Raw genomic sequence first — 19,797 nt, 5'->3', positions numbered from 1 at the left:
GATCCACTTTTTTGAGCGGGTTTTGCTAAAAAAGTTAGCTGAAGGACAAACCCCACGGAAAGGGAAGTGGGCAGCCGGAGTGGTGGTCAAGCAAGCAGTAGCTATTATTCCATAATAGCTACTAGAGAAAGCGTAAATCTGAGCATTTAGTGATAAGGACTGAGCGAATTTTGCTCAGTTTTTCTTAAATAATGAAAATTGCAGGCACCTTCTTCTTGTAAAGTAAAAACGTTCACGTAGGAGCTTTAGCTGTTGCTAGGGTTCTAGGCTCATGCTTTTGCTTTCCTATGGAGACGTTGATGAAAGGAGGGGGACTTTGCTCATAGTCGAACATAAGCATTTTTTCTAATGTCAGATAACGGATTTTTTCTTGAATGTACGGATTCACTAACAAGTGTGTTAGATAAAGGTTATCGCATTCCCCTATATACGCGTCTATTTGCGAAGGAATATATGGTTAAATAAATTGCTAGGAATAAGATTGGTAAAGTAATATATAGCGGGATAACTTGCATTAGACCGAGAATATTTAAAAAGAAAGCGACAGCTGTTAATAATAAAAAGAGAAGTGGCTGAATAAATTGTTTCATCCTATCACCTCTATGTAATTTTTTTACGCTTGTAAATCGTATGTAGTGAGGAGATCATTTAGAAGTGACATTTTTGTGAAATCATGAACATACTACTTGAAAGGTGTAAAGTTACTTGGTATATTTATATTGTAAGTTAAATACAAACAAAACCCCTTTGTTTGATCATGAAACTTTCTCCCATCCCCCTTTGTTATTACAAAGAGAAAAAAGGCTATACGCTGCCCCGTATAGCCTTTTTTTATATATAAATAATAATGAATAATGACATTAGGTTAAAAAAGTCTTATAAAAGATTGTTGATTAATCATCATATTTCCAAAAATCACCATATTTCACAGGGACTCGAACTACTCTCTGCTTAAGCTGTAACTTCTTCATTTCTCTTTCCGCTTTGGCCATGGACCAATCATAGACCACGGCAATCTCTTTTGTTCCAACTGTTTTATAGAAGGAAAGAAAACTTTCCAATGGCGGCTTTTCCGAAGGGATTGGCTCTTTCTGCAAAATCTCTCTAAGAATTCGAACATAAATTTCATAAGGGTAGAGACCTGATATTTTAATCCCTTGTTCCTCTGTAACTTGATTAAAGAAAACAATCGTTGGAATAAAATCAACTTCCATTTCTTGCGTTAACTTTAAATCACATTGAAAAGCCTTCTTAGCTGATGATGAGTACAAATCGTTTCTGAATTCATCTGTATCCAAATTTGCTGCTTTTGCACATGCATAAAGCACTTCTTCGTCTGATATATCTTGTTTATATAAAAATGCACTCTCTTGAATTTTACGAAGAAAAATACGACCTGCTTTTTTCCCTTGTAATTCAGCAGCTTTGATGGCTAAGGATGCAATCCACGGATAAGGGATCGGATTTTCAGTCCATAGGTCCCCATCACAACACATACCAGTCCGTTTCGCTGTTTTTTCCCATATATCTTTTATTTTTCTAGGACGGTCAAATTGGTCTTTATTCAATGTATTTAGGTGTCCACTAATAATTGGACGTATAGTGAAAAAACGGCCGTATTCCATAGACAGCTTTTTTAAAAATGGCTCTAAAGCCCAGCACTCAGGACAAAGTGGATCAACAAAAACATAGATTTCAATTGGCTTCTGAACAAAATCAAAAAAGCTATATTGCTCCGATGTGTTTGATTGATAGGAGGATGTAACTCCAGAATGATCCCAACTCACATCGATTCTCCTTTCTCCTATTCTGGCGTGTTCATCATGTGGTTTGCAGTTAAGGTTAATTTTTCAAATATAGCTGTGCGATAGGGTTCAGCTATTTCTGCTTCTTCTAGTGCATGTGCCATACAATCAAGCCAAGCATCTCTGCGGGTAGGCGTAATCTCAAAAGGTAGATGTCTTCTACGTAACATTGGGTGACCACGCTCTTCAGCATACAATGATGGTCCACCCAAAAATTGGGTAAGGAAAAGTTTTTGTTTATGGATTGTTTCTGTTAAATCTTCTGGAAAGATTGGAATTAAATCTGGATGCTTTCCAACACGTGCATAAAAAGCTTGCACAAGCCGATCAACAGAAGCAAAGCCACCTATTGCTTCAAAAATGGTTCCAGGTTGTTTCATTCTCATTTTCCCCTTATTTGTTTCTATTTATTGTAGCAACGGAATGGGAAGTGGGCAAATAATCTGATTAGAATGGCTAGGTGAATGGACCCATAATTGGTTAATAATAGCAGAAAACTAAAAACGAGCTTTTTGTTTGTATTCTATTCTATTCAAGGACATGGCAAATAACTCTTTTTAGTCTAGAATGAATCACTATTCTACATAGTATTTAATGTTGAGAAAAAACGCTTGATTTTATTTGGTGTATCTCTTTTGGGAATTCGATAGGAAGTCAGCAGTTCATTAAATTTCGCTAGTCCATTTTTAGTAGATGTTGCCTCTAGTTCTAGCTCATAATCCGATGTTCCATTATACGTGCTATAATCAAGTACTAGCAAAATGTCCTCTTTCTGTACTTCTCTTCGTTCTGTTTTCAAACTGCCAAAATAACTAAGAGATGATAGTGAAATTCCTAATTCATGTAATTGTGCAGATGTTTCAGGTTTTTCTACCATCTTTCCTCTAAAACATGCTTCTGCCTCTTCTTTTGTTATAAAGTCATGTGTTTCTAGTAACCCTTGCGCGTGTGGTTCTTTAAGCGTTAAACGATAGAAACCATTTTTTTCTCGAATGCGTAGAGCACATCCTAACTGTTGCAATGCAAGATCCTTTGTTTCAAAATAGTAGTTGGTCTGTGTGTCACTATAAGCAGGAAATGGTATTTGACTTAATAAGCGGTGGTACTCTTGTTGGGTTAATAAATTTTTAAATTCAATCTCTATTTCTTGTGCCATAGTTACCCTCCACGTGAAAAAATAAGCTATTATTGATTATCGCCAATTTGCTACAATTTTGCAAAGATTAGTCATTGACCAATTCTGTGATACAATAATAGAGGCTTAATATTTGTGATAAACAATTAGGTGGTGTTGCATGTGAATTGGAAAACAATACTTGCTCCATATACGCAGGTTGTTGAAGAATTAAAGGTTAAATTAAAAGGGATTCGTAAACAATTTGAATATGATTCCAGACATTCACCAATTGAATTTATAACTGGCAGGGTAAAACCAATCCCTAGCATCCTAGAAAAAGCGGAAAATAGAAAAATCCCATTAGAGCATATAGAAAGAGAAATTCAAGATATCGCTGGTGTACGAGTGGTTTGTCAATTTGTAGATGATATCTATACCGTTGTAGAAATGATTCGAGCAAGAAAAGACTTAACGATTATTGAAGAGAAGGACTACATATCTGCAAAAAAAGAGAGTGGTTATCGATCGTATCATCTAATTATTGAATACCCTGTGGAAACAATTGATGGAATGAAAAAGTTACTCGCAGAAATCCAAATTCGAACATTGGCCATGAACTTTTGGGCTACAAATGAACATTCTTTGAATTATAAATATAAGGGAAGTATACCTTCAGAAATTAAGGAGAGATTACAAAAGGCGGCAGAGGCAGCTTTTAAACTGGATGAGGAAATGTCTATGATCAAGCATGAAGTTCAAGAAGCACAGCGAATGTTTCATCGAAAGTAAGTAAACACACTCCTTGTTCAAGTCAAACTAGAATAGTAAAATTTACATATGAATTTAAACTACATACATCAAGGAAGAGGGATGTTGAAATGAAATTCGCAATTGTGTCAAAAGGAGATGCGCGCTCCGAACAAATTAAAGGTACAATGACACAGTATTTAACAGATTTCGAATTAGAATATAATGCAAATGAGCCAGACCTTGTTATTTCAGTAGGTGGAGATGGGACCTTTTTAGAAGCTTTCCATACGTACGTTCATCGTTTAGGTTCAACTGCTTTTATCGGTGTTCATACCGGACATTTAGGCTTCTATGCAGACTGGGTACCTGATGAAGTGGAAAAATTAATTATTGAAATAGCTAAAACGCCGTTTCAGGTTGTTGAATATCCTCTCCTTGAAGTGATCATTCGTGCTAAGACCGGTGGGAGTGAAGATCGGTTTTTAGCATTAAACGAAGCAACGATAAAAACTGCCGATGGCTCTGTTGTATTTGATGTAGAAATTAAAGGGGAGCATTTTGAAACCTTCCGTGGTGATGGCTTATGTGTCTCTACTCCGTCAGGTAGTACGGCATATAATAAAGCACTGGGGGGGGGGATAATTCATCCTTCGCTTGATGCAATCCAGTTAACGGAGATGGCATCCATCAATAATCGTGTATTCCGAACTATTGGATCACCACTTATTCTACCCAAACACCACACATGTTTACTAAAGCCGATAGTAGATCGAAGTTTTTTAATTGCTATCGATCATTTTACAACGAATTATACGAATGTAAAATCGATCCAGTGCCGAGTGGCAGAAGAACGAATTAGATTTGCGAGGTTCCGCCAATTTCCATTTTGGAATAGAGTCAGGGATTCCTTCGTAGCTGATGATAATCATTAATTAGAAAGAGAAGCGAAGTCATGGAATGGAAAATAAAGAACGTACATCAGGATATGCTCATTCGAGATTACTTACGTGACATACAAGGATTTTCAAGACGAATTGTAAAATCCATTAAATTTGATGGTGGAAGTATACTTGTTAATGGTACTACTCAAACGGTCCGTTATCGATTACAAGAGGGGGACAGGCTGACAGTCCACTTTCCCCAAGAAAAAAAAGGTAGCCTTATGCAGCCAGAAGCGATTGAACTCTCGATTGTATACGAGGATGAAGATATTGTAGTTATTAACAAGACACCAGGTATGGCAGTTATCCCTTCCATTCATCATCCAAATGGGACAGTAGCAAATGGCTTATTAGCTCATTATGCGAAGCAGAATGTACCTTTTACCGTTCATATCGTAACACGTTTAGACCGAGATACATCTGGTTTGATGCTCGTAGCAAAGCACCGATATAGTCATTCGATTTTAGCTGATTCACAACAACATGGTGAAGTAACGCGGAAATATCGAGCAATGGTGGAGGGGAAGCTAAAGAATAAGCATGGTACCTTTCGTGCTCCGATCGCTAGAAAAGATGGATCAATTATTGAACGAGAAATTAATACGAAAGGAAAGTCGGCAATAACACATTATATAGTAGAGAAAGAGTTTTCGCACTATTCATTAGTCTCTGTTCAATTAGAAACAGGACGTACCCATCAAATTCGTGTACACTTCTCTGGAAATGGTCATCCACTTCTCGGAGATACGTTATACGGAGGCGCTACAACCACCATTTCCCGGCAAGCATTACATTGTAATGAGCTTTCTTTTAAGCATCCAGTAACAAAAGAATGGTTGGAATTTTATTCTGAACTTCCCGTGGACATGGCTGCTGTTATGAAAAATAGCTGAACTTTTCCTTTACAAATGGCTGTTCCGATGGAACGGCTATCGTTTTTTCCTCAGGAAGTCGAAAGGCTGTTAGCTTATTTCCAAATACGCATCCAGTATCGATATTAATCGTTTTCTTCATTAATCTGGGTTCTATAACAGGTGTATGTCCATATACAATCCATTCATCACCATCGTAGTACTGTGCCCAATCTTTTCGAATCGGTCGTCCATCTTCGTGCACTTCACCCGTGATATCACCATATAATACAAATGTTTTTACCTTTTTATCTGTTCTTCCGATGAGGGATTCCTTAATTCCTGCATGAGCAATAATTGCGTTTGCTTCTGGTAGCTGTAAGTAGAGAGGAGCCTGTTCGTATAACGTCATAAATTGCTTACGAACAACCTCTTGTTGCTTCTTGGTAAGTGATTTATATTCAGCAACAGTTGTTTCTAAGCCATGTCGTTGCTGAACTTGATTACCTAGAAAGTAACGGTATAGTTTATTACAATGATTACCAGGTACATATAAGGCTTTCTTATGAACGATAGCCATCTTATAGACGAGTTGAATGACAGCGATTGACCTAGGACCGCGATCGGTAATATCTCCAACAAAAATGGGAGTTCGTTGATGTGGATGAAGATAAATTTCATTTGTTTTGAAATAGCCTAGCTCGATAAAAAGATGCTCCAGTTCATGTAGGCAGCCATGCACATCACCAATTACATCTATTTTCATTGTAAAATCTCCTTGATTTGTTCGGTTATTTTGGATATGATATGTTGCGGGAATAATCGCATTACCTTAGTTTGAATTGTATCATATTATATATACGGAATTTCATTTACAAACAGAAGCTTGCTTCAATATTGTTAGAAATGATGATAAGGGACCATGACTTCATGTGATTTTTGTTTGATTGTAAACAGACAGGGTAAAATGAAGTGTAGGAAATAAAAAGGATGTGATCGTATGGAATCCAATAATCGATTTGATAAAGAATACGAAGTACAGTATGAACAGCATTGGGAGAAACTACAACAGGCACTGGATGATGATAATTTAGAAGGATTTCGTAGCGAGTTTTTAGACATGCATCCCTATGATCAGGCTATGTTTTTTATGGAACAGGAAAAGGCGATTCGTCTGCAAATATATACGTATTTATCTCCAGAGGAAATTGGTGACATTATGGAGAGTATGGACGAAGAGGATACACAGGTTTTAATGGCCGAAATGGATCCCCGCTTTGCATCCATGGTGCTAGCAGAAATGTCTGCTGATAATGCAGTGGATATTCTGAATGAGTTAGAAAAAGATCAGGTTGCTAGCTTTTTAACTATTATGGATAAAGAAGCCGCTGAAGAAATAAAACAATTGCTACATTATGAAGAAAAAACTGCTGGTAGTATCATGACTACAGAGTTTGTAGCAACGTACAAAACGTATACTGCTCAGCAAACAATGCAGCAGTTAAAGGAGGATGCTCCTGAAGCGGAAACGATCTACTATTTATATGTATTGGATAAGGATAAGCGCCTTGTAGGTGTTCTGTCTTTACGTGACTTAATCGTAGCGAATGAAAATACATTGATAGAAGATATTATGAGTGAAAAAATCGTAGCAGTATCTGTAGGGAAAGATCAGGAAGAAGTGGCACAGATGATTCGAGATTATGACTTTCTTGCATTACCAGTCGTTGATTTTCAAGATCATTTACTCGGTATAATAACCGTCGATGATATTTTAGATGTAATGGAAGAAGAAGCAAGTGAGGATTATTCTAAGCTTGCAGGGGTATCTGACATGGATAAACCCCATGATAATGCATTTGTTTCAGCACGGAAGCGATTACCATGGCTTATTATCTTGTTATTTTTAGGTATGTTTACAGCTAGCTTAATTGGTCGTTTTGAAGAAACATTAAATCAAGTTGCAGTGCTTGCGATATTTATTCCATTAATTGCAGGTATGGCTGGAAATACTGGGACACAGGCACTGGCTGTTGCTGTCCGAGGCTTGGCAAATGGTGATTATGGCAAGCAAGGAAAAGCGAAGCTCGTTATGCGAGAGGCTTGTACAGGATTAATAAATGGTATTGTATGTGGTCTCGTTATAACGCTGGTTATCTATTTATGGAAGGACAGTATTTATCTCGGATTACTTGTAGGTATATCTATTGCAGCAACTTTATTAGTAGCTACACTTGCAGGTGCACTCGTACCAATCTTAATGGAACGTATGCATATTGATCCAGCAGTAGCCTCAGGACCATTTATTACAACTATCAATGACATTATATCAATCCTCATTTATTTTGGAATGGCAACTGTATTTATGGGGTTCTTAACATGACATCACTTTCAGTTAAAAATGTAATAGGTAGTTAAGAACGAATTTATAACAGTTATACTTGCATGAGCTGGCTTGCACATCGATTTCAGCTTTCCTGCCATATGGAAAAAGCAGAAAGAGATTGCTTTCCAGAATAGAAAACACTTTTTTCATCTGTGGTTAGGTATCTAGGTGAAAAAAGTGTTTTTTAAGTTGGACAACAGCAGTGTTTAGCTATAAGTATGTGGTTACATTTGGTACACAATCCTGAAGCTAAGATTAGCTTATACGAAAATTTAAACAACACATTTCTAGATATGGGTTCATATAATGGGTTGAGGAATGATATAAAAGGAGAGGTGAGGAATGGGAAAGAAGTATGCAAAAAACCCTTTGCTCTTTATTCATCAGCCTAAGGAAGTAGATAAAAAAGTACCCATGCAGCATATGTATGTTACTCCAAAAGAGAAAAAAGAAAGTAAACCAGATCATCAGGAAACTGTAAAGAAGTCGATAAGACACCGAGCATTTGCCGAACAAGATAATGAACCTCAAAATGAGAGCGACTTATACATGAATGACACAGATTCTGAAGTTGAAGACAAAATGGAAATGACGGAGGAGGACATGACAGAACAATCCTTGAATAGTAATGGTGATAAACAAAGGTTTAAGGATATGTCTATCGAAGAGAAGGTTAATTATTTTGTGAATTCTCCTAGCTATGCACCTAAACTAAAGTGTGAAATTAGGACGGAAGGTAGAAATTATCGAGGTGTAATAACAGGTTCAGAAGGAAATGATGTATATGTTCGTGTAGGTAATCGGTCATCAAGTACAAAAATCTCTTTAGATGATATTAAGCACATAAAGCTATTAGGATTTTAACAAAACATCAAAAAACTGGGGAAACTCCCCAGTTTTTTGATTCATTCTTTAGTGTATTGCATTAATTGCTGGTAGGCAAGTTACATGACAGAAGCAGCTTAAGTCAACCGTCATACAGATGCCTGTTGTACATAATGGCTTTGTATCTTGATCTACTGGATCTTTTGGATCACGATCATCATCACGTGGGTCTCTTAGTAGTTCTATTACTGCACAGCAATCATCGGTTACCTTCTTAACGCGGAAGAAGAAACTTCCAACTATATCACCAATATCGCTTGGATGAGCTCCGAATCCTTTAAATGGTTTACAAGTACCTTTACAATATAAAATGACAGGTACTGTATCTAGACCATTGCCGTTATCTGTATCTCCCAAGAGATCGTTAATGGACTGTTCGCAGCTTGTGTCACAGCAATTCTCAATGACATCATTTTGTGCCTCTACGATTTCCTTTAAAATATCACATACACAGTTGCCTGTATCAAAATCTTTTCCACAACCCATGAATTATTTCTCCTTTCGATTATAATTGACTCATTTGTCTTTAATAGAATATGTCTGATCATTAGGATTGTGTGGGCACTCACACTAATTATTGATTTCGATTTAGGGTTATTTGCCATTTCATCGTAATGAGGACATTTATATATTTTCTGGGTAAATTCCGGGCGAATGACTATACCTGACAGTGTTGTTAACATAGACTAATAACGACCATACGTATAGAGGGAGGAAAGCAAATGTCTGAAAGAAAACAAGTCATTCATGTGAAAGATCTTGTGATCAAGGCAGATAATGTCCATATAGAACCATCACGACCACAAAGACCATCACGTCCATCTCGCCATCGAAGGGATCCATTCTTCGGTCGTGGACATCGTGAGATAGAGGAATCAGCAGAAAGTGAAAGCTCTGAGGAATATGAACATGACAGAAGAGAAGAGCGACATGATGATCGTGATGAAGATGATAGAAGAGAGCGTAAAGATGATGATCGGGGAAATAGAAGAAATTTCTCTTGGTTTTAATTTCAGATAAAGCAGCTGAATAAATAGCTGCTTTTTTTATTCTAAAGTCAGATCATGCTTAGTGGAGGATAATAATGAGGATACCAGAGCCTAAATGGATGAAGCATTTTCATGATATAGAAAAGCATCTAGGAAAAAACGAGAAGTGGTTACAGTTCCCAGAGAAAAAGGCTAAGAATATAGAACAGGATATGGAAAAATGGAACAATGAATTTTTGAAGATGATTTCCAATGTAGAAGATATAATAAAAGAATTAGAGAAAAAAATGGAAGAATAATTGATAAACAGGAATATTGTTATCGCCAAACGGGTATCGTTAAAGGATAGGTTAAGATCAATGTTAACATCGAAATTAATTCTTTAATTATCTGAATGTTTTGTGCGGTTGGGTGGGTAAATGATATACTAAGTAAAAGGGAGAGATGGTAATGGGATATATTTTGCCAGTTCAGCATTATCAATATCAACATTATCACCAGAGAGTCGAGACAAAGCAGCAACGAATGTTTTATATAGAAGAGCCATTTAAAGCACTACTTGATAACAAACATCAAGCATTAACCAAAAAGTATGAACGGTTTTATCGACAAGGCTATGACCGATATAGCATAAAGCCGATTGTATATCCAGAACCCTTTATTAAGCTCACAGCAAAGGGAAAGTCTGTTGATAAGGTTATTTAACATAAATAGATGCTCAGCATTTTCACTATCTGCTAAGCATCGAATTTATGGTGTTCTCTATTGACGAAAGGAAGGATAAATAATTCTTGCCCCTTCATATATTCTGCATAAAATACATCACTGACTTTTTCATAGTCCTGTTCTTTTAGTTGTTCATACAGCCAATCTTCTGTTAAATTTTTTTCTTTTAGGTTGTCATAAATAATTTCTCCGTCATTAATTAACGTAGTTGCCAAGTTTATTTCTTGGGGGGAAACATGCAGGTCTTGCTTATTCGGCATTTGATACGGAGGCTTACGGATAACCGATATGGTGCCGTTTGTTTCCATAAATGCGAATTCCACCTCTCGTAAGGAAAAAACATCTTTTGTACGAAGTAGACTTTGTAGTTGATTTACGTCCAAGCTGTTTTTCTTCATCACATCTCGAATTAATTTTCCTCTGTAAATAACAAAATCTGGCCCACCTTCTAATAACTGACGCGTACGTTTGAATTTCTGTGTGATCACTTCTGTTACATAGATTAACGAGCCCCAAAGTGTAATAACAAAGGCAATTTCAGGAATGCCTGCTTCTTTATCAAATAACGCATTTCCTACTAATTCACCAAGAATTAGGGCAGAAATAAAGTCAAAGGGGGTTAACTGTGTAATTTGAGTCTTGCCAAGAATTTTCGTTAACACAAATAAGGATAAAAATCCAAATATTGTATCGCCTAACATCTGCAGATAAGAATCCATTCATCCTGCCCCCTTCAAACAATATCATCCATTAGCATAACCTGTAATGGGAAAATCATTCATGATAAAATGGGACGTTACTGAATTGTAAAGAAAACATACAAAAAAGAGAAATAATTTATTATAAAGTACTTTTGGATTGGGGAATTTAGCTGGGTGTATTAATGCAAATAATAATGTTTAACTTTCATCACAACCTAAACCACTTTCCGCGGACACGCCATTAGTTAACTTGGCAGAGTGGATTCTCAGAAGCATGCTTTTTTCAAAAGAGTCACTAGCTAGGATGAAAGGGCAAGTGTATCCATAATATTGATTATTATAACCTGGACGATAAAAAACCGAACTATTATCGGATATGATAATCGATAATAGTTCGGAAATTGTTTTCTTCTTTTTTTGTCTTGTCCTTGATTTTTGTTAGAGCTCTTTCACCATCGTTACATGAGGGATGCCAGCATCCATAAACTCATCAGATATGGTTTTATAGCCTAAACGTTGATAGAATTTTTCTGCATGTGTTTGACCATTAAGCTTTGCTTTATGATAGCCTTTTTCTAGAATGACAGCTTCCATTGCTTGAATAAGTTGTTTTCCAATCGCTTTTCCACGATACTCTTTCAGTACGCAGATGCGTTCTAGTTTTCCATAACTGTCTACAAAGCGAAGGCGGCTTGCCGCAATTGGCTTATCATCATCGTATACGACGAAATGAATGGCTGATTCATCATGTGCATCTAATTCTTCTTCTGGAGGTACGCTTTGCTCATCAACAAAAACAACTGTCCGCACATAAAAGGCTTGTTCTATTTCCTCTTGTGAGGTAACTACTTTTATGTTCAAACTGGTTCCTTTCCGAAAACAAAGGAGTCATGAACTGTCCATGAACCGTTATCTAATTGATACATAAGCTGGAAGCGATCAACCTCATCTTCAATTTGGATATTTTTCATTTGTAGACTACCAAACACATCAGAATATTCGTCATGCGAAAGTTTTTGCGCAATCGTAATATGTGGTACGAATGCATATTCTTGATTTTTTGGGAACTTCCCTGACTGCATCTTCTCGTATAATTCAATAAGCTCTTTAATCGGTTCAACTTTTAGGTATATCGTGTTTGTTACAGGAGCAAAGGTGCTCACTTTATTAATGTTTATCTTGAATGGTTTTGTTTCATTTGCGATACGTTTTAATTCAGTAACCAATTCCTCTAATTGATCATCATCTACTTGAAATGCTTCTTTTAATGTAATATGTGGAGGAATTAACGCATAGTGCGGGTCATAACGCTTTCTATAAGAATTTGCTTCATCCTGTACGGCCTTCGTTGGGAAAATAGCGATACCATATTTCATTATAAAACCTCCTATTTTAATCAAACGTCTTATCTACTAGTAAATACTCGTTTGTTAGATATACTGGATTTTTTAGTTACCCTTTATTATAACAAAAAATTTGGCAAAATAAGAGATTTTTTTGCACTATCTGAAAAATTGCTTCCAATTTTCCTAGTCGAACATAGTAACTAGTGCACGTTTCATATCCTTTTGCCAGTATTTCCATGTATGTTCACCAGCTTCCAACTCATGATACGTATAGCTTGTTCCCATATTGTGAAGGGTTTTGTGTAGTTCGCGGTTCGGTGTGACAAAATCCATTCGTTGCCCATCTGTCGTATCAACAGCTGTTTCTTCGGTACCAATCGTATGATAAATATCAATAGCATCAAGTTGCTTAGCTTGTGCCGCAGCCTGTAATACAGTTTCATCCACGTAGGGGGATTGCATAATGACATTTCCAAACGTATGCGGATAACGAAGTGCGGTCATAAATGCCAGTGTCCCAGCCAAAGAGTCTCCCATCAAGGTCCTAGACTGACCCATATGATAAGTAGGGAGGAGGTCATCCAAGAATGGGACAATTTCATTTACTAAAAATTTTGTGTAAGATTCATTTTGTTCACCGCTTGGATGGTATTTCTCCCGACGATCATATTTATTTTGATAATGGATTCCCACAAAAATGGTGTTCGTCATATCCTCACTATCATGTAGTCTATCGCTTAACGTCGCTATTCTACCCATTTGGTAATAGTCATTTCCATCTTGCATGATGCAAATATGGTATTTGTAAAGTGGAGAAAATGATTCTGGCTGATATATCTTTAATGTCATTATTTCGTTTAAGTACTTACTATTTATTTGTTTCTCCATCATTGTTCCTTTTCTTCCCATGATTCCACCCCTTATATTGTATCAATATTCCCGTTGTCTTAATTAGTAAAACAAAGTTAGTTGGCATTCTCCAATAGTTGGCCAGTAAATAGTTGATGATATTTCCTTTTTTGGGCAAGAAGTTCTTCATGACTTCCTTGTTCAATGATCTGCCCATGCTCTAACATAATGATTTTATCCGCTTCTTGTATTGTGTTCAAACGATGTGCTATAACGAAGCTTGTTCGACCATTCATCAGGCGTTTTAGTGCATCTTGAATTTTCAGTTCGGTAATTGTATCAATATTACTAGTTGCCTCATCAAGAATTAAAATCGAAGGCTCAGCTAGTAGTGCACGAGCAATAGTGAGTAGCTGCTTTTGTCCTTGGCTAATGCCGCTACCTTCTTGATCAAGCACAGTATCATAGCCATTAGGTAATTTTTTGATAAAATCATGTGCGTTTGCATCCTTAGCAGCTTGAGTCACTTCTGCATCCGTTGCTTCTAGTCGACCATAGCGGATGTTTTCTCGTATCGTTGTATGAAATAGAAAGGAATCTTGCAATACAAAAGCCATATGTTTTCTTAGACTGGATCGTTTTATGTTCTTAAGCGGGATACCGTCTAGACGAATTTCTCCTTTGTCATAGTTATAAAAGCGTGATATAAGGTTAATGATGGTTGTTTTTCCAGCACCTGTATGCCCGACAAGCGCAACTGTCTCACCAGACGCTGCTTCCAAATTGATGTTATTTAAAATGATGCTTTCTTCGTATCCAAATGAAACGTGATCAAAGACAATATTACCATTCGTACGATCAATGCTTCTGGCAGTAATTTCATCTGCTTCTTCCTGCTTCTCATCCAATACTCCAAATACTCGCTCAGCACCAGCTACAGCAGATAAAAGAATATTAAATTGATTAGATAATTCATTTAACGGGCGAGTGAACTGCCGAGCATATTCTGTGAAAATGACAATGATACCAACAGTGATTTGTCCTTGTATCGCTAAAATACCACCTATTAAAGCAATTAGCCCAAAGCTAAGGAAGTTAAGCATGTTCATGACCTTCGGAATGAATCCAGAAAACGTTAGTGCCCAAAATCCTGCTTTATTTAAATCCTTATTACGTGTCTCAAACTCTTGCATAACTCGTTTCTCCTGAGAAAAGGTTTTGACAATATGCTGTCCAGAAACAATCTCTTCGACATAGCCATTTACTTCACCAAGGTTTTTTTGTTGCAGTTTATATAATGGGCCAGTTCGCTTTGTGATCCAGCGCATGCCAATAAACATTACCGGTACGATTGTCATTGTAACAACTGTCAATATCGGACTGAGATATAGCATGACGCCAATTGTTCCAATTAGCGTAAGGACACTGGAAAATATTTGGATAACTGATTGATTTAACGTATTATTTACATTGTCAATATCATTGGTAATTCTACTCATTAATTCACCATGCTGCCTTTTATCAAAATAGGCGATTGGTAGATGATGGAATTGATGAAACAAATCGGATCGTAATGCGTAAACAGTGTTTTGGGCTACGCCAATCATCCAAAAATTTTGTAAGAAGATGGCTAGCGAATGAAATAAGTAGATAAAAACAAGCCAAATTAACAAAGCGGCTAATCCAGCACTTTCCTTCGTAACAATAAAATCATCGACCGCCATACCAATCATATAAGGACCGAGTAGACTGAGGTTAGAACTTGCAATAACCATCAGAATAATTAACGTAAGCTTCACTTTTTCTCTTGCAAGATAAGCCCAGATTCGTTTTATTGTACCAGCCGTGTCTTTTGCTTTTTTATTACTCGTTACTTGAATTGTATCTATTGGGATTTTTTCATATTGAAAAGGCTGCTTTAATTGATTATTTCGCATTTGCGTACTCCTTTCCAAATTGCGACTCTACTAGGCGTTGATACAGTTCAGACGTTTCCAGTAATTTCTCATGGGAACCAATGGCTAGCATTTTGCCTTCATCCAGTAATAAAATACGATCTGCACGCATCGCTGTAGAGATTTTTTGCGTTATAATTAATGTCGTACAGTCATAACTATCGATTGCAGTAAGTAAATGTGATTCTGTTGTTAAATCAAGGGCACTTGTACTATCATCTAACATCAAGATCTTTGGCTTACGAATGAGTGCACGAGCAATAGATATGCGCTGTTTTTGCCCTCCAGATAGATTTACTCCTTTTTGTCCAACTCGAGTAGCATATTGCTGATCTAATTCCATAATGGTATCGTGTATTTGCGCATCCTTGGCGGCTTGCGTAATCTCTTCAGTTGTTGCGTCGTTTTTTCCCCAAGCAATATTGTCCGTAATTGAACCAGTAAATAGCAGTGGACTTTGTGGAACATATCCAATGCTACCACGTAAATGATCTAATGAATAAGCTTGTATTTCTTTATGATCAATTTTTATCTGTCCCGTTTTGGCGTCATATAACCTAGGAATCAATTGGAATAATGATGTTTTTCCTGCACCTGTTGAACCAATCACTGCGAGGCGCTCTCCGGCTTCCACAGTAAAGCTAACGTGATCAATCACCTGTTTGTCACTGTCTGGGTAAGAAAAGGAAACGTCCCGAAACGTGATAGAACCATGACTCACCTTTAAGGTGGTATCCGATTCATTGGTATCTTTTAGGTCTACCTTTAGGTGAAGGACTTCACTGATGCGATCTGCGGAGGCCTTCATCCTAGATAAACCCATAATGATAAAGGTGAACATCGAGATAGACATCGCTACTCGCATGGCGTAGTTTACGATTGCTACTACGTCACCTACATTGGTTTCCCCAGCTATGGCTTGAGTGTTTCCAAACCAAATAATAAAAATAAGGCTTAAGTTCATAACGAATAGTAGCACTGGCATAGATGATTCCACAAAACGAAAAGTGAAACGAGTGCGGCTCGCAAGCTCTTTATTTGCTTCTGTAAAGCGAGTTTTTTCATGGTTTCTTCGGAAGAAAGCCTTAATTAATCGCATACCTGCTAGATTTTCTTGCATGACTCGATTGACGTTATCTATACTTTTCTGTACATTATTAAACAGGCGACTGGCTATTTTTAATACCCATAAAATAAAACCAATTAATATTGGAACAGTCACTAGAAAGATCAGTGCAAGCTTTGCGTTGACAATAAATGCCATCGTGACACCACCAATAACAATTAGAGGTGCTTTGGACATAATTCGCAATATCATAAATATAGTATTCTGAATTTGCCTAACATCATTGGTAAAGCGTGTCATTAAACCAGATGTAGGGTATTTATGCAAATTTGCAAAGGAAAATTCCTGAATCTTTGCAAATAATCTCTCTCGGATATCATGGGCAAATCCCCAGCTAACATGGGACGCATAAAATGAATTAATAATTCCAGCGATAAATGCAGTGAATGCGAGACCAATCATAATACCGCCCCACATCACAATATTTCCAATATCTTGATTTACCACACCATTGTTAATCATTTTCCCCAGGAAGAAAGGAAGTAAGAGCTCAACCGCTAATTCAATTAGCATCAGCATATAGGCGAGAATAGCAGGGAGCTTATATGGTTTTAAAAAAGATAAGACTGTTCTCACGATGACCCTCCCCAAAGTAGTTTTCTACTATTATAAATGGAAAAAATTTTTTTATCCAACATCCTATTTCGAGTGACGAAGGAATTTGGAGGTTTGATCATCTTTTACGGGGGGATGGAGTATTTCAGAAAAGAAGTAATTTGAAAAAATTATAAGCTAGTGGCAGGTGTTTGCGAATAAACGAAAGTAATAAAGAATAATACAATTAGTTTAATTATTATAATGGTTAATTCTCAGAATGCGTGAAGTTTATTTACATGTTTATATAGAAAAATTTGAGTAACTATATTCATCTTTTTTAGGGAGCGTATACCAAGATAAATGTAGAGATATAAATGATAAAATTTGATAGCAATTGAACTACACTCTCAATTCATTTTTAATACGATTAGTATTGTCTATTAAAACAAGAAAGAGGCTGTATTAATTTATGTTGTAGCTAAATTTTAAAAGTAGAGTTCAGAATTAAGATTTTCACATTTTCTTAATATATTAATGTTTGGATTGGAAGAAATATCACTTACTTTACTTGGCAACGTTATAAAAAGTTTATAACCTAAAAAGAAGTGATTGACAGAATAGAGGAAGAGACAGTATATTAATAGAGTAACCAGTATTTATTAATGCGATTCCGTAGCTCAGCTGGGAGAGCGCCACCTTGACAGGGTGGAGGTCGTTGGTTCGAGCCCAATCGGAATCATACCTTCAAACTATTGATATAACAATGTTTGGAACTAAAACACCACCTTTTGAAAAGGCGGTGTTTTTTATTGATTTTAATAATTGATACGAAATTGATACGAATGACTACTAATTTTGATAGAACATTTTACTGAAATTATTAACTGTTTCCTTTTGTAAATTTGGTAGCAGGTGGCTATAAGTATCAAGGGTAATTCTAACATTTGCATGTCCTAAACGTTCCGATACTATCTTAGGATTAACACCCTGTTTTAATAAAAGACTTGCGTGAGTATGGCGAAGATCATGAAAGCGAATTTTTTTAATTCCTGATTTATCTATAATTGAGTAGAAGGATCGTAATAAATTTCTTGGTGAAAGTGGTAATCCTGTGCTAGTTCTTACAACTAAATCGTTATGACTATTATATAATGGACTATTTACCATCATTTCTTCTTTTTGGAGAGTACGATGTTTTAACACTTGTGAAAGCGTGTTACTATCAATAGAGATTCTTCTGTTCCCTGAATCGGTTTTAGCTCCTGCGCTTAATTCTTGACCTTTGTGAGATAATGTCTGAACTACTGAGATAGTTTCATTTTCAATATCGATATCTTTCCATCGTAAACCAAGTATTTCTCCTTGTCTCATTCCAGTTGTGAGCGCTAAAAGGAAAGCATGATAATAACGTGAATCCTTAGCTACATTTAAAAAAATGTTAATCTCATCTTGATTCCAAACTTCAACTTCTTTTTTAACAACTTTCGGTGCATCTACCAAAGTAGCTGGATTTCTATTAATCATTCCCCATTTAAATGCTTTATTTAAAGCATCGTTAATAATAGTGTGGATTTTCCTAATGTTTTCAGAAGAAAGTCTGTTATTTTCTTTAAGATCATTATAGAGAGTCTGGATTTCTCTGGGATTGATTTTTTGTAATTCTATATCTCCAAGTGAAACTAATATGAAGTTTTCTACAAGGTATTGATAATTAGAATAGGTGCTTTTCTTTACGTTTATTTTTTTGTCCTTTAGCCAACTATCCATAAAATCTCTATATAAAGTTTTGGAAGGTTCGATATATGTTCCTTTATTTATTGAATCCATAGCTTCAATCATTGCATTTTCGGCTTCTTTTTTAGTTTTAAATCCACGTTTTAGCTTCTTTTTATACTTATTACTCTCTTTGTAGCTGAAAGAGTAATACCATTTGTTATTCTTAGCATTCTTATTTTTGTAAACAGGCATTTTATAATTCCTCCTTAATAGCTTGTATGAATATAAGAATTACAGTAACGAAATAAATTAGAATATACGTTCTGTTTAAATGCATGAAAAAATAATCCTACTATTTGATATTCCATTTAATTTTACTTTAATAGCTTGAATCGGTATATCAAAAAAACATGCTATTTCTTCTAACGAAATTGTACTGATTTCACTTAATTGTGAAAATAGTATTTCATCAGTTAAAACCAATTCTGTAGCAAATACAATCGTTTCTGGGTTATTCATTTTGATGAAAAGAACAGATTGGTCTGGATTAAAATTGAAAAAGAAATGACCTAGCATATAGGCGATACAAAAGGTTTTATTTTTGACTCTAGGATTGATATGGATTAGAGGCTGAGCGTAGCAATATTGAAGAATTCCTTTTGCCTGTCCTAGATCACTTGCTTGAATCTTTATACAAAAACGATTGCATAGTTTATAAACATCATTTGTTTGATAGTGATCGATTATTGCATTTACTTCTTCTTTGATGCTGTCTCTGGTAAAAATAAGTATCCACTCCTTGATTTATGTTTTTTGCTATTTCATTACTCCTATATATTTGTATATTAGGAATATTCTGTTATATATAATACGATTTAATTTATTATTTCGTTTCATTTTTTAGATATGTTTTTTATAAGAATTTTCTTTTATATATTTTTTCGTGCAATAGTTTATAAAATCTGTTTTATTTTCTTCATTATTAATCTTGTTGTGACTGCTAAACTAAAGTAGACAGTTTCCGCTAGATTAGAAGAAACACTTATTTACCCAAATATACCAGTAAAATATATAGCTCTCCCATTGTATGATATTTAAGATTATACACACATCAATG

21 protein-coding genes and 1 tRNA gene are annotated in these 19,797 nt (G+C 35.9%); 9 read left to right on the top strand and 13 right to left on the bottom strand.

Annotation, left to right across the window (positions count from 1 at the left end; genetic code table 11):
- Positions 1–410: 410 nt before the first annotated feature.
- The 4 genes from RVS70_RS19740 to RVS70_RS19725 all read right to left on the bottom strand — a co-directional run bounded on the left by RVS70_RS19740 (position 411) and on the right by RVS70_RS19725 (position 2,961).
- A complete protein-coding gene (locus tag RVS70_RS19740; protein ID WP_080668649.1) occupies positions 411–590 on the bottom strand; it encodes a hypothetical protein in 180 nt (59 codons plus the stop codon).
- Positions 591–893: 303 nt separating this feature from the next.
- Complete coding sequence (locus RVS70_RS19735) at positions 894–1,787, bottom strand: ClpXP adapter SpxH family protein (protein ID WP_026680658.1); 894 nt, start codon at positions 1,785–1,787, stop codon at positions 894–896.
- Between the two features lie 17 nt (positions 1,788–1,804).
- On the bottom strand, positions 1,805–2,185 hold the full coding sequence (locus RVS70_RS19730; protein ID WP_026680659.1) for a globin: 381 nt from the start codon (positions 2,183–2,185) through the stop codon (positions 1,805–1,807).
- 200 nt (positions 2,186–2,385) lie between these two features.
- Positions 2,386–2,961, bottom strand: coding sequence for a CYTH domain-containing protein (locus RVS70_RS19725; protein WP_121604886.1), 576 nt, complete (start codon positions 2,959–2,961; stop codon positions 2,386–2,388).
- A gap of 141 nt (positions 2,962–3,102) precedes the next feature.
- On the opposite strand from RVS70_RS19725, the gene RVS70_RS19720 reads away from it, so the two are divergent.
- Genes RVS70_RS19720 through RVS70_RS19710 form a run of 3 tightly spaced genes read left to right on the top strand, consistent with a single transcriptional unit; the run spans position 3,103 to position 5,506 of the window.
- Positions 3,103–3,711: a GTP pyrophosphokinase family protein gene (locus RVS70_RS19720; RefSeq protein WP_121604887.1), complete on the top strand. Its 609-nt coding sequence runs from the start codon at positions 3,103–3,105 to the stop codon at positions 3,709–3,711.
- A 32-nt stretch (positions 3,712–3,743) separates the two neighbouring features.
- A complete protein-coding gene (locus tag RVS70_RS19715; protein WP_281950181.1) occupies positions 3,744–4,604 on the top strand; it encodes an NAD kinase in 861 nt (286 codons plus the stop codon).
- A 20-nt stretch (positions 4,605–4,624) separates the two neighbouring features.
- Positions 4,625–5,506, top strand: a complete 882-nt coding sequence (locus tag RVS70_RS19710; protein WP_026680663.1) for an RluA family pseudouridine synthase — start codon at positions 4,625–4,627, stop codon at positions 5,504–5,506.
- Here the strand turns inward: RVS70_RS19710 and prpE are convergent.
- Positions 5,490–6,230, bottom strand: a complete 741-nt coding sequence (prpE, locus tag RVS70_RS19705; protein ID WP_026680664.1) for a bis(5'-nucleosyl)-tetraphosphatase PrpE — start codon at positions 6,228–6,230, stop codon at positions 5,490–5,492. The two genes, RVS70_RS19710 and prpE, sit on opposite strands and share 17 nt — an antisense overlap.
- A 234-nt stretch (positions 6,231–6,464) precedes the next feature.
- Here prpE and mgtE point away from each other — a divergent pair, with 234 nt between their 5' ends.
- Positions 6,465–7,847 carry a magnesium transporter gene (mgtE, locus tag RVS70_RS19700; RefSeq protein WP_121604888.1) on the top strand — a complete coding sequence of 461 codons (1,383 nt, stop codon included), beginning with the start codon at positions 6,465–6,467 and terminating at the stop codon, positions 7,845–7,847.
- Positions 7,848–8,192: 345 nt separating this feature from the next.
- Positions 8,193–8,714 (top strand): CotO family spore coat protein, encoded by a 522-nt coding sequence (locus tag RVS70_RS19695; RefSeq protein WP_321134542.1) that lies wholly within the window; start codon positions 8,193–8,195, stop codon positions 8,712–8,714.
- Positions 8,715–8,762: 48 nt separating this feature from the next.
- Here the strand turns inward: RVS70_RS19695 and RVS70_RS19690 are convergent, their stop codons facing one another.
- Positions 8,763–9,221, bottom strand: a complete 459-nt coding sequence (locus tag RVS70_RS19690; RefSeq protein ID WP_026680667.1) for a CotY/CotZ family spore coat protein — start codon at positions 9,219–9,221, stop codon at positions 8,763–8,765.
- 236 nt (positions 9,222–9,457) lie between these two features.
- On the opposite strand from RVS70_RS19690, the gene RVS70_RS19685 reads away from it, so the two are divergent.
- From RVS70_RS19685 to RVS70_RS19675, 3 genes are all read left to right on the top strand, one after another.
- Entirely contained in the window at positions 9,458–9,745 is a 288-nt protein-coding gene (locus RVS70_RS19685; RefSeq protein WP_121604890.1) for a hypothetical protein, read from the top strand.
- A 74-nt stretch (positions 9,746–9,819) separates the two neighbouring features.
- Complete coding sequence (locus RVS70_RS19680; RefSeq protein WP_026680668.1) at positions 9,820–10,023, top strand: hypothetical protein; 204 nt, start codon at positions 9,820–9,822, stop codon at positions 10,021–10,023.
- Between the two features lie 151 nt (positions 10,024–10,174).
- Entirely contained in the window at positions 10,175–10,429 is a 255-nt protein-coding gene (locus tag RVS70_RS19675; RefSeq protein ID WP_034678802.1) for a hypothetical protein, read from the top strand.
- A 32-nt stretch (positions 10,430–10,461) separates the two neighbouring features.
- On the opposite strand, the gene RVS70_RS19670 is transcribed toward RVS70_RS19675, so the two are convergent.
- The 6 genes from RVS70_RS19670 to RVS70_RS19645 all read right to left on the bottom strand — a co-directional run bounded on the left by RVS70_RS19670 (position 10,462) and on the right by RVS70_RS19645 (position 17,003).
- Positions 10,462–11,169 (bottom strand): DUF421 domain-containing protein, encoded by a 708-nt coding sequence (locus RVS70_RS19670; RefSeq protein ID WP_026680669.1) that lies wholly within the window; start codon positions 11,167–11,169, stop codon positions 10,462–10,464.
- Between the two features lie 420 nt (positions 11,170–11,589).
- Positions 11,590–12,012, bottom strand: coding sequence for a GNAT family N-acetyltransferase (locus RVS70_RS19665; protein WP_281949203.1), 423 nt, complete (start codon positions 12,010–12,012; stop codon positions 11,590–11,592).
- Positions 12,009–12,527, bottom strand: coding sequence for a YjcG family protein (locus RVS70_RS19660; protein WP_321134537.1), 519 nt, complete (start codon positions 12,525–12,527; stop codon positions 12,009–12,011). Before RVS70_RS19660 ends, RVS70_RS19665 begins: the two co-directional genes overlap by 4 nt.
- 153 nt (positions 12,528–12,680) lie before the next feature.
- Positions 12,681–13,406 (bottom strand): alpha/beta hydrolase, encoded by a 726-nt coding sequence (locus tag RVS70_RS19655; RefSeq protein ID WP_121604892.1) that lies wholly within the window; start codon positions 13,404–13,406, stop codon positions 12,681–12,683.
- 56 nt (positions 13,407–13,462) lie between these two features.
- Positions 13,463–15,283, bottom strand: coding sequence for an ABC transporter ATP-binding protein (locus tag RVS70_RS19650; protein WP_321134535.1), 1,821 nt, complete (start codon positions 15,281–15,283; stop codon positions 13,463–13,465).
- The gene (locus RVS70_RS19645; RefSeq protein WP_121604894.1) at positions 15,273–17,003 is read right to left on the bottom strand and encodes an ABC transporter ATP-binding protein; all 1,731 of its coding nucleotides are present in this window, start codon (positions 17,001–17,003) and stop codon (positions 15,273–15,275) included. Before RVS70_RS19645 ends, RVS70_RS19650 begins: the two co-directional genes overlap by 11 nt.
- 627 nt (positions 17,004–17,630) lie before the next feature.
- On the opposite strand from RVS70_RS19645, the gene RVS70_RS19640 reads away from it, so the two are divergent.
- Positions 17,631–17,703 (top strand) — tRNA-Val (locus tag RVS70_RS19640).
- A gap of 110 nt (positions 17,704–17,813) precedes the next feature.
- Here the strand turns inward: RVS70_RS19640 and RVS70_RS19635 are convergent.
- Positions 17,814–18,932 (bottom strand): site-specific integrase, encoded by a 1,119-nt coding sequence (locus RVS70_RS19635; protein ID WP_321134532.1) that lies wholly within the window; start codon positions 18,930–18,932, stop codon positions 17,814–17,816.
- Positions 18,933–19,797 lie beyond the last annotated feature (865 nt).

Source organism: Virgibacillus sp. M23, assembly GCF_034190895.1.
Taxonomy (GTDB): Bacteria; Bacillota; Bacilli; order Bacillales; family Amphibacillaceae; genus Virgibacillus; species Virgibacillus salarius.
The sequence above is the reverse complement of the archived record's forward strand: the minus strand, read 5'-3'. Positions and strand labels throughout refer to the sequence as shown.